Source organism: Clostridium sp. AM34-9AC (genome assembly GCF_003480225.1).
Taxonomy (GTDB): domain Bacteria; phylum Bacillota; class Clostridia; order Lachnospirales; family Lachnospiraceae; genus Acetatifactor; species Acetatifactor acetigignens.
Window position 1 is genome coordinate 76,281 of the sequence record NZ_QUIU01000005.1, and the last position, 13,746, is coordinate 90,026.

Annotated in this window: 14 protein-coding genes and 2 pseudogenes; 11 read left to right on the forward strand and 5 right to left on the reverse strand. The window is 44.9% G+C overall.

All coding sequences use genetic code 11. The features are described from left to right. The first annotated feature begins 42 nt into the window (after positions 1-42). The 3 genes and pseudogenes from DW835_RS04495 to DW835_RS04505 all read left to right on the forward strand — a co-directional run. The gene (locus DW835_RS04495) at positions 43-333 is read left to right on the forward strand and encodes a helix-turn-helix domain-containing protein (RefSeq protein ID WP_118538943.1); all 291 of its coding nucleotides are present in this window, start codon (positions 43-45) and stop codon (positions 331-333) included. 69 nt (positions 334-402) lie between these two features. Next, positions 403-1,248 carry a DNA damage-inducible protein D gene (gene dinD / locus DW835_RS04500; RefSeq protein ID WP_118669272.1) on the forward strand — a complete coding sequence of 282 codons (846 nt, stop codon included), beginning with the start codon at positions 403-405 and terminating at the stop codon, positions 1,246-1,248. Between the two features lie 69 nt (positions 1,249-1,317). Next, positions 1,318-1,926: pseudogene (locus tag DW835_RS04505) on the forward strand (KilA-N domain-containing protein); the annotation flags it as partial. Between the two features lie 41 nt (positions 1,927-1,967). On the opposite strand, the gene DW835_RS18330 reads toward DW835_RS04505, so the two are convergent. Further along, entirely contained in the window at positions 1,968-2,147 is a 180-nt protein-coding gene (locus tag DW835_RS18330) for a DUF554 family protein (RefSeq protein ID WP_117465209.1), read from the reverse strand. Here DW835_RS18330 and DW835_RS04515 point away from each other — a divergent pair. Then, a pseudogene (locus tag DW835_RS04515) lies at positions 2,138-2,335 on the forward strand (ABC transporter ATP-binding protein); the annotation flags it as partial. The gene DW835_RS18330 and the pseudogene DW835_RS04515 sit on opposite strands and share 10 nt — an antisense overlap. A gap of 1 nt (position 2,336) precedes the next feature. Here DW835_RS04515 and DW835_RS04520 read toward each other — a convergent pair. After that, entirely contained in the window at positions 2,337-3,071 is a 735-nt protein-coding gene (locus DW835_RS04520) for a sulfite exporter TauE/SafE family protein (protein WP_243026416.1), read from the reverse strand. 201 nt (positions 3,072-3,272) lie between these two features. On the opposite strand from DW835_RS04520, the gene DW835_RS04525 reads away from it, so the two are divergent. The 5 genes from DW835_RS04525 (at position 3,273) to DW835_RS04545 (ending at position 8,794) form a co-directional block, all read left to right on the forward strand. Next, positions 3,273-3,500 (forward strand): purine biosynthesis protein PurH, encoded by a 228-nt coding sequence (locus DW835_RS04525; protein ID WP_117465212.1) that lies wholly within the window; start codon positions 3,273-3,275, stop codon positions 3,498-3,500. Positions 3,501-3,574: 74 nt separating this feature from the next. Further along, positions 3,575-4,636 (forward strand): hypothetical protein, encoded by a 1,062-nt coding sequence (locus DW835_RS04530; RefSeq protein ID WP_118538945.1) that lies wholly within the window; start codon positions 3,575-3,577, stop codon positions 4,634-4,636. Positions 4,637-4,801: 165 nt separating this feature from the next. After that, positions 4,802-5,905 carry an ABC transporter ATP-binding protein gene (locus DW835_RS04535; protein WP_118501625.1) on the forward strand — a complete coding sequence of 368 codons (1,104 nt, stop codon included), beginning with the start codon at positions 4,802-4,804 and terminating at the stop codon, positions 5,903-5,905. Then, on the forward strand, positions 5,889-8,027 hold the full coding sequence (locus DW835_RS04540; protein WP_118669271.1) for a Gldg family protein: 2,139 nt from the start codon (positions 5,889-5,891) through the stop codon (positions 8,025-8,027). The genes DW835_RS04535 and DW835_RS04540 overlap by 17 nt, the downstream gene beginning before the upstream one ends. A gap of 71 nt (positions 8,028-8,098) precedes the next feature. Continuing rightward, complete coding sequence (locus tag DW835_RS04545) at positions 8,099-8,794, forward strand: DUF4340 domain-containing protein (RefSeq protein WP_182430245.1); 696 nt, start codon at positions 8,099-8,101, stop codon at positions 8,792-8,794. Positions 8,795-8,846: 52 nt separating this feature from the next. Here DW835_RS04545 and DW835_RS04550 read toward each other — a convergent pair whose 3' ends face one another. Continuing rightward, on the reverse strand, positions 8,847-9,785 hold the full coding sequence (locus tag DW835_RS04550) for an ion transporter (protein ID WP_118669270.1): 939 nt from the start codon (positions 9,783-9,785) through the stop codon (positions 8,847-8,849). A gap of 167 nt (positions 9,786-9,952) precedes the next feature. Here DW835_RS04550 and DW835_RS04555 point away from each other — a divergent pair, with 167 nt between their 5' ends. Next, complete coding sequence (locus tag DW835_RS04555) at positions 9,953-10,804, forward strand: DUF11 domain-containing protein (protein WP_118669269.1); 852 nt, start codon at positions 9,953-9,955, stop codon at positions 10,802-10,804. Positions 10,805-10,967: 163 nt separating this feature from the next. Here DW835_RS04555 and DW835_RS04560 read toward each other — a convergent pair whose 3' ends face one another. After that, positions 10,968-11,510 carry an NADH peroxidase gene (locus DW835_RS04560; protein ID WP_022154063.1) on the reverse strand — a complete coding sequence of 181 codons (543 nt, stop codon included), beginning with the start codon at positions 11,508-11,510 and terminating at the stop codon, positions 10,968-10,970. A 110-nt stretch (positions 11,511-11,620) separates the two neighbouring features. Further along, positions 11,621-12,016, reverse strand: a complete 396-nt coding sequence (locus DW835_RS04565) for a transcriptional repressor (protein ID WP_117465218.1) — start codon at positions 12,014-12,016, stop codon at positions 11,621-11,623. A gap of 226 nt (positions 12,017-12,242) precedes the next feature. On the opposite strand from DW835_RS04565, the gene DW835_RS04570 reads away from it, so the two are divergent. Then, positions 12,243-13,730 carry a HAMP domain-containing sensor histidine kinase gene (locus DW835_RS04570; RefSeq protein WP_117465219.1) on the forward strand — a complete coding sequence of 496 codons (1,488 nt, stop codon included), beginning with the start codon at positions 12,243-12,245 and terminating at the stop codon, positions 13,728-13,730. Positions 13,731-13,746: the final 16 nt, after the last annotated feature.

Sequence of the window (13,746 nt, forward strand, 5' to 3'; positions counted from 1 at the left end):
ATATAGACAAAACGAAAATGACATGAACGGAGGAACAATGAAGTGGAGAAGGTTATAACACTTGAGGAAGCATTAAAAAGAATTGAAGAATTAGAAAATGAAAACGCCGAGTTACGCAAAGAACTGGAATATTATAAAAATCGTAAATTAAGTGGAAGGCAGAAGCACAATGCAAAATGGATGGCAATCTACAATGATTTTGTTGATTGCTATGAGAACGGCATGGCTATGATAGAGATTGCAAAACGAAATAATGTCAGCGAGAGGACGATATACAGGTATAAGGCGTATTATGACAAGATGAGGAACACAAAGGAGAATGTGATAGAGTAATTGAAGAAATTAATAGTAAAAAACATATTGCTGGCGTCAGCAATATGTTCATAAGAGGAGGAAATTTGAATGGAAAAGAGAATAATTGAATTGTACAGAAGAAAATTTGATGATATCCGACATGAAGCGGATGGCATTGAGTATTGGTATGCACGAGAATTAATGACATTATTGGACTATATTCAATGGAGAAATTTCGAAAATGTTGTAAAAAAGGGAATGCTTTCTTGTAAAAATAACGGAATTAGTGTGGAAGACCATTTTGCTGGCGTCAGCAAAATGGTCACATTGGGAAGTGGAGCCAATAGAGAAGTTGAGGATTATATGCTTACCCGTTATGCATGTTATCTTATTGCTGAAAATGGAGATCCACGAAAGGAGCAGATAGCTTTTGCACAAAGCTATTTTGCGGTTCAGACTAGAAAACAGGAATTGATTGAAGAAAGAATTTCTTATATCGAAAGAACAGAGGCAAGAGGAAAATTAAGGGAATCGGAAAAAAGATTGTCTCAAAATATATATGAGCGTGGAGTAGATGATGCTGGATTTGGTCGGATTCGGTCTAAAGGAGATCAGGCTTTATTTGGTGGATTTACCACGAAACAGATGAAAGACCGTTTGGGAGTACAGGACAAAAGACCACTTGCGGATTTCCTGCCAACACTTACCATTGCCGCAAAAAATCTTGCAACTGAAATGACAAATTATAATGTTGAAGAAAAGGATCTGCAAGGAGAATCTGCAATCACTGTTGAACATGTGGAAAATAATACTTCTGTTAGGGACATGCTTGGACAAAGAGGAATTAAACCGGAAGATTTACCAGCATCGGAAGATATTAAGAAACTGGAACGCAGGGTAAAGCGAGAAGAGAAAAAGCTTGCAGAGCAGTCTGGAAAGTTGACAAATGAATAATACAGGAGTGTGAGACTATTGAAGAAGAAAACAAAGCATATAGTTACAATTGAACTGGAGGATAATAAAGTGAAAAATATTGTAAAAGACACAATTCACGCGAATGGAATAGATATTGGAATATATACATAGGATTTTCAAAATGAATTTATATCATTGACGGATATTGCACGCTATAAAAGTGATGAAGCAAAGGATGTAATTAAAAATTGGATGAGAAGCAAAGACACAATAGAGTTTCTTGGTTTATGGGAAAAATTACATAATAATAACTTTAAAGGGGTCGAATTCGACTCCTTTAGAAATCAGGCGGGATCTAATGCATTTACAATGTCACCTACAAAATGGATAGAGACTACTGGGGCAATAGGAATCGTATGTAAATCCGGACGTTATGGTGGCACTTATGCACATTCAGATATTGCATTTGAATTTGCATCATGGATTTCAGCAGAATTTAAACTTTATATAATCATGGATTATAAAAGGCTGAAAGCAGATGAAAATAGCCGCTTTTCATTAAATTGGAATCTAAACAGTGAAATATCAAAATTGAATTATAAAATACATACAGATGCAATCAAAGAAAATTTGATACCACCGGAATTGACACCAGCACAAATCAGTTTTACATATGCAAATGAAGCTGATATGCTAAATGTGGTTCTATTTGGCAGAACAACCGCCGGAAGCATATTTGCCACGCGGAATTTCTTATCCTAGACGAGGTTCACACCCACGCAGAAGATCAGGATAGAGCCGATGAGGGAGAGATCGGTAATGGCGGCATCTGTCATGACCGGTGCAATCAGTCTTGCCAACAGCGTGACCGCACCCTCGAACAGAGGGTCTTTGGCATTGCCTGTTTTTTTCTTTGGTAAAAAATCTGTTGAATACAGTGCCGGCGATCCTGCTGGCGGATGAGCCTACCGGCGCCTTGGACCAGACCAGCGGCAAGGAGGTACTGAAGCTGTTCCGGGAATTAAACGACATGGGCAACACGATCGTAATGATCACACATGATCTGGGAGTGGCACAGTCCGCGAAGCGTATCGTAAGAATTGTAGACGGACAGCTGTATGAGTAAATTAAATACTTTTTGCAACAAGCACAATTCCTGAGAGAATGAGCAGGAGAATCACGATTTTGCGGATGAGCTTTTCATCCATCAGGTCGCTGCTCTTCAGGCCAAGGAATAATCCCAACAGCATTAGGGGAATCAGGAGTATCGCCTGCCGGATCGTCTCGAACCGGATCAGTCCCAAAGCACTGTACAGGCAGATGCGAAAGGTGCTTTCTACAGCAAATACTGCGCTGATATTAGCTTTGAAGGCATCATTATCTTCACAGACGCTTGTCATATAAACGGCCAGCAGAGCGCCGACACCAAACAGCCCGCTGAGTAATCCGGCGGAGAGTCCTACTATTACGGTGAATAGAGGAGAGACTTTTTTCGGGGAAAAGGTCTCTTCATTTTTTGCCCCTTTTTGTTGAAACCACATCTGGATTCCAATGCCTATGACCACAATACCGAAGATGATCTTAACGATATTGGCAGTGATGTATTTTAAAATAAATGCCCCCGGAATGCTGCCGGCAAGAACGAACAGCATAGGGAGGAAAAAGATACGCGGATGCAGGGAAGTTCTTTTTTTCCATACTAGGATCAGGTTCGACGGATAACCGATCAGCAGTTCCACCGGAGAAATATTAGCATTTACGATGCCGAAACTTAAAATAGAGGTGAATACCAGTGTATTGGCGAATCCGCACAGACCTTTTATGAAAAATGCTGTTAAAGTGGCTAAAATCCAGTAAATCATGAGAACCTGGCTCCTTAATCGTTCGTTTCAGCTAGAATAAAGTCCCATAGGCGCTGCCTGTGCAGGAATCATCCATAGCGCAACTTTTTTCTATAGTAAAATACACACGTGGTCAGGGCAAGCATTTTGTGAAAAAACTTGTGGGAACTTTGGGAGTGTGGTACATTGACACTAAGCAAAAGGAAAGGCAGGAAGATTCGTATGGCAGGATATTTGATCAAAGATACTACAAGAGAAGAACGGGAGCAGATCGTAGCGGAATCCTTAGGATATATGGAAGCAAATTGTGACGGCTGTTCGTCCGGACTGGCAGAGATGTATCAGGCATACATCGATGGGGAGAAGGAACTTCGGGACATTAATATGGAGTTTCATGCAGGATATGTCTCGGGGGAGGAAGTACCGGGGAGAAGATCCTGCCCGATGTAAGGATAGTAAGCATAAAGTTTCGAAATTTGCAAAAACTCTTTCTATAAGGGAGAAACCGGAAAAGAGGGATGCAGATGCGGAAGGATCTTATAATTATAGTAAATCTGGAAAATGGAAAAGCACAGTTGGAATTCAAGCTGCCGGAAGAATTTTTGACGGAGCGGCGGGAGACTGAGATGCGAATGGAAATATGGGAGACAGCAGGAGGCGGTCGCCCTATTTTTTATGGAAATTATCGGAATGTGGATCAGGATCCGATGACCGCGTTATTATTGCGGCCGCACCTGTGGAATGGGAGGAAGGATCCCTATCTCTATCAGGTGAGAGCTTGGCTGCGGTTCCCAACCGGGATCGATAGTAGTCTTTTTAAAACAGAGGATTCAGGAAAATTCCGGGATTCAGAAGATTTCGAAAATCGACGGGAAGTGTACTGGCAGCGGGACCTTGCAATTTATGACTTGCGTGTCATAGAGAAAAAAGGCATCTATTTGAACGAAGCCGAATTTCATCCACACATCGTAGAATACCGGCTGCCACCGCAACTCAGTGAGTACGGTACGCAGGACGAACAGATGGAAAGAGATCTGGAGCGGCTGGCACGGATGGGAGCCAATGCGATTCTGTTTCACAATGACGACAGGAAAAGCGAAGGACAGGAAAAGACCGGGCAGGACAATGCCGGACAGAAAAATGGGGTAAGGCAGAATCCGGGAACAGATCATTTTTACAGGTTATGCCTGAAACGTGGATTTTTGGTAAAAGACCTGTGGATAACAGACGAAAAAATCCCCATATACCGTGGATTACCCGGAGAAACTACGCAGGAGATGTTGCTTTCGGAGGACGGCAGGACGTTGACGGAGCACTATTACTATTATCAGGCGAAATGGAGTAGGGAACCGGTACTCTATCCGGCACTTTCTACCCTGCACCGGCAGGAGAACGGTCTGCTCTCCCTGACAGTCTACAGCAACCAGAAAAAAGTGGTGCTCTATGTGGACGGGGTACTTTTCCTGTTTCAGTCGGCGCAGACCGGAGGGCCGGAGTTTATTTTTGAGGATATTCCGGCAGAGAAGCTGCCGCTGCATCTGGCGGTGGAAGCCGGTAACTTAAGCACTTCTTTGACGATAAGGTGAAAAGTTTTTTGTAGGATTCAAAACCGGTTTCACACAATTTTCACAAATGTTTCACCTTTTGATGACATTTGCCTCATATAGTAATACAAGTACACCAAATAATGATTGACACAAGTATCGGGAATTATTTGAGGTAAGCGCAAGTAACTGATATGGGAGGCAAATATGATAGAAGTAACCAATCTTACAAAAAAATACGGAGACCATATAGCCGTAGATCATCTTTCTTTCCGTGTGGAAAAGGGACAGATTTACGGCTTTCTTGGTCCAAACGGCGCAGGTAAATCCACGACCATGAACATCATCACGGGTTATCTGGCAGCCACGGAGGGTACTGTGACGATCGATGGCAAAGATGTCCAAAAAGATCCGGAGGAGGCAAAGCGTGCCATCGGTTATCTGCCGGAGCTTCCGCCGCTGTATGTTGACATGACTGTCAGAGAATACCTGGATTTCGTGGCAGAACTGAAAAAAGTGCCGAAAAAAGAACGGAAGCAACAGATTGACGAGGTCATGGAAATGACACAGATCACCGATATGCAGCAGCGTCTGATCAAGAATCTGTCAAAAGGTTACAGACAGAGAGTCGGACTGGCGCAGGCAATCCTTGGCTACCCGGAGGTTATTATTCTGGATGAGCCCACGGTAGGTCTGGATCCGAAACAGATCATCGAGATCCGAGATCTGATCCGCAAGCTGGGGGAGAATCATACCGTGATCCTCAGCTCTCATATTCTATCGGAGGTCAGCGCGGTCTGTGACCATATTATGATCATAGCCCATGGTAAGCTGGTAGCCAGCGATTCCCCGGAGAATCTGCAGAAGCTTATGAGTGGTTCCATGGAACTGAACCTGGAAGTAAAGGGAAGCGTCGCAGCGGTGAAGACGGCATTGCAGGAGATCTCGCAGATCGACAGGATCGAAGAAAATACTGAGGCTCCCAAAGATATTGCAAAACTGAAAGTGATCTCCAAAGAGAATGCCGACATCAGAGAGCAGGTCTTCTATGCACTTGCAGATGCAAAGCTGCCTATTTTAGAGATGACCCATGCGGAGAAGTCTCTGGAAGACATCTTCCTGGAACTGACCGAGGATGTAGCACCTACACAGCCGGAGAAGTACAAAATGTTCTCAAAAAGGAAAAAGCGGGAAATTACAGAGGCTGCCACACAGCAGACAGAAGCTTCGGAAGAGGAAGCACAGCCCGGCGAAGAGAAAAAAGAAACTGTAACTACAAAGGAGGCGGAATCATATGCTAGCCATTTATAAGAGAGAATTGAAATCCTATTTCCGTTCCTTTATCGGATTTTTATTTATTGCAGTCACCCTGTTTTTCCTGGGACTGTATTTCAGCGTTTATAACCTGATGAACGGATATCCTTATTTTGCGTATGTGGTATCCAGCGTTACCTTTCTATTCATGCTGACCGTGCCGATCCTGACCATGCGTATCCTGGCGGAAGAAAAGCGGAGCAAGACGGATCAGCTGATTCTGACGGCACCGGTGTCCGTAGGCGGCATCGTAATGGGAAAATTCCTGGCGCTGTTAACTATATTTGCTATTCCCGTAGCGATCATCTGCTTTTACCCGCTGATCATGGCGCAGTACGGCAGTGTTCCCATGGGAGAGGCTTACCTGTCGATCCTGGCATATTTCCTTTTCGGGATGACCGCCATTGCCATCGGTCTGTTCCTGTCTTCCGTGACAGAGAGCCAGGTCATCGCAGCAGTACTTACTTTTTTAGTATTGTTCCTGGGATATATGATGGATTCCATCTGCTCCATTATTTCCAGTACCGGCAATCTGTTGACAAAGCTGCTGCGTTGCTTTGACCTTTACACACCGTTTTCCAACCTGTTAAACGGCACACTGGATGTATCTTCTATCGTATATTATGTATCCGTTACGGCACTGGTTCTGTTCCTGACGGTACAGTCCATTCAGAAGCGCCGTTACAGCATGTCCGTGAAAAACTTAAGCTTCAGTGCTTACAGTACCGGTATGATCGCTGTAGCTGTAGCGCTGGTAGTAGTCGTTAATATTATCATGGGCGAGATGCCTTCCGGCTGGACAGCAATCGACATGACCAGCCAGAAGCTGTATTCTCTGACAGATCAGACCGTCGACTATGTGAAAAATATGCAGGATGATGTGACAATCTATGTGTTGGTAAATCAGGACAATCAGGATACCACACTGGGGCAGACTTTGCAGAGATACGATGATCTGTCGGATCATATCACCGTGGAATATGTGGATCCCACCGTTAACCCGATGTTCTATACCCAGTACACCACCGGCAACATCAGCACGAACAGCCTGATCGTGGTCAGCGACAAGCGCAGCAAGGTCATTGATTACAACGATGTCTATGAGTCTTCTTATGATTTTGACTATTCGACGTACAGTTATAACACCACGACCACCGGTTATGATGGCGAAGGACAGATCACCAGTGCGCTGGATTATGTGTTAAATGATGATATGCCCAAGGTATATATGACAATAGGACATAATGAACTGAGTTTAAGCAACACTTTTACATCCGCACTGAACAAGGAAAATGTGGATTATGAGACTGTGAATCTGATGGATCTGGATGCTATCCCCGACGATGCGGCCTGTCTGTTCATTAACGGTGCCACCAGCGATTTTTCATCCGATGATAAGGATAAGGTGATCGACTATCTGAACAACGGTGGAAAAGTCATCCTGGTAACCGGCTATACCGATGAGGAGACACCCAATATAGATGCTATCTTAAGCTATATGAATCTGAGCATTGCCAAAGGACTGGTAGTGGAGAATGATTCCAACGGCTACTACAGAAGTCCGTATTATATCCTGCCGACACAGAGCTCTGACAGCTATACCTCAGGCACTTATGGAAAATATCTGTTCCTGCCGTATTCTCAGGGCATCATCGTTCCGGAGGAAGTAAGTACCGACGAGACAGTCACCGGTGATATTACCTATGATGTGTTCCTGAGCACCTCCGACAGCTCTTTTGCAAAACAGGATGTCAACAATACACAGGATTTTTCACAGGGTGAAAATGATGTGAATGGTCCCTTCGCATTAGGTGTTGAGGCAGTAAAGACTTTGGATGATGGGGATGCGACACTGGTCGTGTACGGTTGCGAGCAGCTGTTCACGGATGATGCAAATTCTGTTGTCAGCGGTGCGAACCTGACCCTGTTCACCAATACATTCAGTGGAATGGCAGATCATGAGACCTCGGTATCTATTCCGGTAAAAAGCTATGAGGTCTCTAATCTGGTAGTGGATTCCGCACAGATTCTGCTGCTTGGGCTGCTGGTTACCGTGATACTTCCTGTCGGCTGTATGATCGCTGGATTCGTGATCTGGTTTGGCAGACGGAAGAGATAAAAACGCTTGCTGCAAAACAGGGCAATAAGCATAAGGACAGAAAACGAAGACAGAAAGGTCAGAGTGTTATTATGAAAAAGAAACAAAGACAGATGATTGGGATGCTGCTGGCACTGGTAGTGCTGGCGGCAGCATTCCTGGGCATCCGACAGTATAATAAAAATGCATCGTCTGCGACTTCCACCACCGAGGATACACAGGAGACGGTGCTGGATGTGAACTCCGATGATATTACCAGCTTCTGCTATGTATATGAGGGAGAGACCTATGCCTTTGAAAAAAAGGATGAAACATGGTACTATACGGACGATCATTCCCTGAATCTGAACCAGGACCGGATCAAGGCGATGATCCTGAAGGTGGCACCGTTAAAGGCAGATCAGGTGATTGAAAATGTGACGGATATGTCACAGTATGGACTGGCGGATCCGGAGCGTACCATTCAGTACGAGACTGCAGATCGCAGCGTGATCATTAACGTCGGTAATCTGAATTCCATGACCAGCCAGTATTACGTCGCATTTCCCTATGAAATGAAAGTGTATGTCGTGGCCACCAACGTGGTGACCGGATTCAATTATACACTGGAGGATCTGGTGGAGGTGGAGGAGACCGCTGAAGAGACAGAAAGCATCGAAACTACAGATACTACGATAACGGAAAGCGAGACAACGGAAACTGCGACGGAGACCGAGAATGTCGAGGCTGAAACCGCAGAAAGTGAAACAGTGGCAACAGAAACTACGGAAACCGTGGAAGCCAAATAAGTATCACAAATAATAAAGACTGCCCCTGCAAAAGAGGCAGTCTTCACTATTGTTAGGGATTCTCACCACGAATGACAATGATGTCATTTATTTTCAACATCGTATCTTTTTGAGGCAGAATGGACAGATCCCCCCGCAGAATGAGGAAGATCGTGACCTGTTCTGCCTCTTCCATTTCTTCCACGGATTTGTCCGCAAAGCGTTTATCTACGAAGATCTCGGCGATCTCATGAATATCTGCTTCTTTAATATTAGAGAGACTGCTTTTGCGCTGGTACTGTTCCACGAAACCGGCACTGATGATACCGGTGGGGATAGCCACGGCACCGACACCGAGATAGGCGATACAGATCGCCATGATCCGGCCGAGTGTGGTGATGGGATAGATGTCTCCGTAGCCCACGGTGAGCAGCGTTGACATGCTCCACCAGATGCCGCTGAAGGCATTGCGGAATACTTCCGGCTGGGAATCATGTTCCACGCTGTACATGCACAGACTGCTGGCGAGCATCAGGATCAGTACGATGAACACGGAGGAAATGATCTGATTGCGTTTTTCATACAATACCGTAGTGATGACATTGAAGGAATCATACCGTGCATTCAGGCGGAACAAATGGAAGATCCTCGCCACCCGCAGCATCCGGAAGATGACCATGCCGGACAGGAAGAAAAAGGGTAAAATTGTCAGCAGGTCGATAATGCCGTCGAAGGAGATCAGAAACCGCAGCCGGGAGCGGAGCTCGCTTTTATCAGGATATAGATAGTCCGCAGTCCAGATCCGCAGAATATATTCCACACAGAAGATCAGAATAGTGATAACCTCGATCACGTGAAATACCGGAAATAAAAAAGCAAGCTCATCAAAGGTTTGCAGAAAAGTCACCAGAATATTTGCACAGATAACGATAGCAATAAAAATATCAAAGAGCCGGCTCAGACGGTTACTTTTGTCACCGATCTGGATGATGTTAAATACTTTTTTCTTCATGTTGAATCCTCGATGTTTTTTGGAGCAGCGCCAGTGAATGCCTGTGATTCCATCATACGGAGGTGGAAGAGGAAAGTCAAGAAATGCGGTGACAGAATCCGTCAACTTTCTTAAAAACAGTCATATATTATAGTAAATCCAAATACAATGAAAGGATACAAAAATATATGGCTAGATTTACGAACCAGGCACAGCTTCGCTATGGAAATGAGATTACAAACTCCAATATAGCAGTGGGTGAGATCACGGAGGTATTGTCTGCAACCAAGACAGCAGTGCGGGATACCTACGGGCAGAATGAAAATGTGACGTATGTGATCAGCATTGTGAACTCAGGAACTACAGCATTTAATGGAATTACAGTAACGGATAATCTGGGAGAGTATTTGTTTAATACCAGAGAACTGACACCTCTGACGTATATTCCGGGGACCGTAAAATACTATGCAAACGGAATTTTACAGGCAACACCGGCTGTAACGGCAGGCCCTCCTCTGACAATCACGGGAATTACCGTGCCTGCGGGAGGTAATGTGACACTTACCTATGAGGCTGAGGTGAACTCTTATGCACCGCTGGCAGCAGAGGCTTCCATTACGAATACGGCGACGATTGCCGGGGCAGGGGTCACTCCTGTTACTGTGAGCGAGACAGTAAATGCGGCAAGCGGACCGCTTCTTACGATCACAAAGTCCGTCAGTCCCGTACCCGTGACAGAGAATGGAACATTGACGTATACGTTCCTGATACAGAATCTGGGGAATACGGCAGCAGATGCAGCTACCGGTGTCGTGATCACAGATACCTTTAATCCCGTATTGGAGAATCTGACTGTGAATTTTAATGGAACTGCATGGGCAGAGGGAACAAACTATACGTATGATACGACTACCGGATTATTTACCGGAACTGCAGGAGGTATTACTGTACCCGCAGCGACTTACACCCAGGATCCCGTTACAGGAGCGTGGGGGATCAACCCCGGCGTCAGCACGCTGGTGATCTCCGGAACTGTATAAGGGCTGCCGCGCTCCTAAGGCTGGCGCCATGCAACCCATTCGCAGTCACTGCGTGACTTGCTCATGGACGGCTGTCGCCGTATAAATCTAAAATAAAAAGTCACTGGAAGTACATAAATGTCCTCCCAGTGACTTTTTATTTTATCCTTGCATGGCTTGTAGCTTAGCCAAAGTATCTCTTTAACAGACCCTCAAATGCCTTACCATGTCTTGCCTCGTCACGAGCCATTTCGTGTACGGTGTCATGGATAGCATCCAGGTTCAGAGCCTTGGCTCTCTTAGCCAGATCAAACTTACCTGCGGTAGCACCGTTCTCGGCATCTACTCTCATCTCCAGATTCTTCTTGGTGGAATCGGTTACGACTTCACCTAACAGCTCAGCGAATTTTGCAGCATGCTCAGCTTCTTCGTAAGCAGCCTTCTCCCAGTACAGACCGATCTCGGGATAACCTTCTCTGTGAGCAACTCTTGCCATTGCCAGATACATACCAACCTCAGAGCATTCACCCTGGAAGTTCGCACGCAGATCTGCAATGATATCCTCGGGAGCACCTTTCGCTACACCTACTACATGCTCAGCAGCCCAGGTCTTGCCTTCCTCCTGCTTGGTGAACTTGGAAGCGGGAGCGTGACAGATGGGGCACTCTGCGGGAGCCGCATCACCTTCATAAACATAACCACATACCTGACATACATACTTTGCCATAATTTTTTCTCCTTTTCTCTAATGAAATGTTTTGTTTTAGTTTTCTCTTTTTGCGTGTGCTTTATAAGCACAAATATATTATGGAACGAAGCCAGTTTTCATTCAGAAAACTAGGACTCCGTAGCAACCCTGGTGCAGGCAGGACAAGTGCCGTAGAAATAAGTGACATGTCCCCGGATCCGGCCGTCAAATCTCTCTCCGGCTGTCTCCATGATGGAATCAATACTATCCATGTCCAGATCAATGACGCTTCCGCATTCCGTACACACGAAATGATAATGTTCGGAAGTATCAGCATCAAAATGGTCAACACCGTCACCGACCCGGAGTCGTAAAATCTCTCCCATGTCCGACAACAGAGTCAGATTACGATAGACGGTACCGAGACTTAAGTTCGGATCCTGCTGCTTCAGATTAGAATAGATCACATCAGCGGTAGGGTGATCCTTGCGTCCCATGAGAAAGGATTTGATCATTTCCCGTTGTCTGCTTCGTTTCAGTGCCATGATAAGCCCCTTTCTCGATAATAGTAATGATTACTGTTTCTTATAAGCTTATTATACATGATGCGAGAATAATGTCAACAGAAAAATGAAAAAATTTTGTTTATATTTTTTTAATGATATTCTTGCTTCCTTTATACACAGAAGGTGGGAATCATGCTATAATGAGCGAAAGTAAAGTATAAAATATAAATTATTCACGTGCAGGTTGCTGAAAGGCAAGAGTAATATGAAATTTAAAACAAGACTTCGTGTAACATTTATAAGTATTATATTACTTCCGTTATTGTTGACGATCATGGCTTTTGTAATGATTGCCATTTACCTGATGAATTACTCTCAGGGTCTCAGCCTGACGGATATTGATTATTCCATGATGTCGGAGAATTTCAGGGAATTCACCAACACCACGGATCAGGCGTATTATGTGCTGCTGGACCAGGTGAAGGAAGACAGCAGCAGGCTGGAAGATAAAGAATATCTGGATCATATCAATGAGGAGGTATCGCGGAAGTCTACTTACATTATTGTAAGAAAAGGTGATAAGCTGTATTATGCCGGCAATGAAGAAGCCGCACAGCAGATTTTTGAAAAACTGCCTGCCTATGGTGACGAGAATCTGTCGGATGACAGCGGATATTTCTACAATGAACTGGAGAAGTATGTAAAACAGATTGATTTCACCTTCCGGGATGGAACACCGGGCAGCGTATTTATCGTCACGAAGGTCAATTCGCTGATCTCGAGACATCTGCTGATCGATATGTTCGTGGCGATCATTGTGATCCTGATCTTCACCAGCCTGATGCTGACCCAGTGGATCCACAAGGGCGTATTTGAGCCCATCAATGAGCTGAATGTGGCAATGCGCAAGATTAAGGAAGGCAACTTTGATTATGTTCTGGAGACAGATGCCAAGGGTGAGATCGGTGATCTCTACCGCAATTACGAAGATATGCGTCTGCGGCTGAAGGAATCCACGGAAGAGAACATTCAGCATGAGAAGCAGAACAAAGAGCTGGTCAGCAATATTTCCCATGATCTGAAGACCCCTATCACAGCCATTAAGGGTTATGTGGAAGGAATCATGGACGGTGTGGCAGATACGCCGGAGAAGATGGATAAATACATCAAGACCATCTACAATAAAGCCATTGATATGGATCGTCTGATCAACGAGCTGACCACTTATTCCGGAATTGATAATAACCGGATCCCGTACAATTTCCACCGGATCAACGTAGCAGATTACTTCGGCGACTGTGTGGAAGAAGTCGGACTGGATCTGGAGCAGCGTGGTATCAAGCTGAACTATTCGAATCTGGTATCTCCTGACACAGTTGTCATTGCGGATCCGGAGCAGATGAAGAAGGTCATCAATAATATTATCAGTAACAGCGTAAAATATATGGACAAGCCTGACGGGCATATTGATATCCGTATTCTTGACGAAGTGGATTCCATCCGGGTAGAGATCGAGGACAACGGCAAGGGAATCGCACAGAAGGATCTGCAGAAGATCTTCGAGCGGTTCTACCGCACGGATGCTTCGCGCAATTCCGCCCAGGGCGGCAGTGGCATCGGATTATCCATTGTTAAAAAAATTGTTGAGGATCATGGCGGTTATGTATGGGCGACAGCCAAAGAAGGGGAAGGAACCTGTATGCATTTTGTACTGAGAAAATATATTGAACTGCAGCCGGGTGGAACCAAGTAATGAATGAGGAAATGAA

Excerpts from the sequence above, each read along its gene's own strand:
- dinD (WP_118669272.1), top strand. The coding sequence starts at position 403 with ATGGAAAAGAGAATAATTGAATTGTACAGAAGAAAATTTGATGATATC.
- DW835_RS04520 (WP_243026416.1), bottom strand. The coding sequence starts at position 3,071 with ATGATTTACTGGATTTTAGCCACTTTAACAGCATTTTTCATAAAAGGT.
- DW835_RS04525 (WP_117465212.1), top strand. The coding sequence starts at position 3,273 with ATGGCAGGATATTTGATCAAAGATACTACAAGAGAAGAACGGGAGCAG.
- DW835_RS04530 (WP_118538945.1), top strand. The coding sequence starts at position 3,575 with ATGCGGAAGGATCTTATAATTATAGTAAATCTGGAAAATGGAAAAGCA.
- DW835_RS04535 (WP_118501625.1), top strand. The coding sequence starts at position 4,802 with ATGATAGAAGTAACCAATCTTACAAAAAAATACGGAGACCATATAGCC.
- DW835_RS04540 (WP_118669271.1), top strand. The coding sequence starts at position 5,889 with ATGCTAGCCATTTATAAGAGAGAATTGAAATCCTATTTCCGTTCCTTT.
- DW835_RS04545 (WP_182430245.1), top strand. The coding sequence starts at position 8,099 with ATGAAAAAGAAACAAAGACAGATGATTGGGATGCTGCTGGCACTGGTA.
- DW835_RS04550 (WP_118669270.1), bottom strand. The coding sequence starts at position 9,785 with ATGAAGAAAAAAGTATTTAACATCATCCAGATCGGTGACAAAAGTAAC.
- DW835_RS04555 (WP_118669269.1), top strand. The coding sequence starts at position 9,953 with ATGGCTAGATTTACGAACCAGGCACAGCTTCGCTATGGAAATGAGATT.
- DW835_RS04560 (WP_022154063.1), bottom strand. The coding sequence starts at position 11,510 with ATGGCAAAGTATGTATGTCAGGTATGTGGTTATGTTTATGAAGGTGAT.
- DW835_RS04565 (WP_117465218.1), bottom strand. The coding sequence starts at position 12,016 with ATGGCACTGAAACGAAGCAGACAACGGGAAATGATCAAATCCTTTCTC.
- DW835_RS04570 (WP_117465219.1), top strand. The coding sequence starts at position 12,243 with ATGAAATTTAAAACAAGACTTCGTGTAACATTTATAAGTATTATATTA.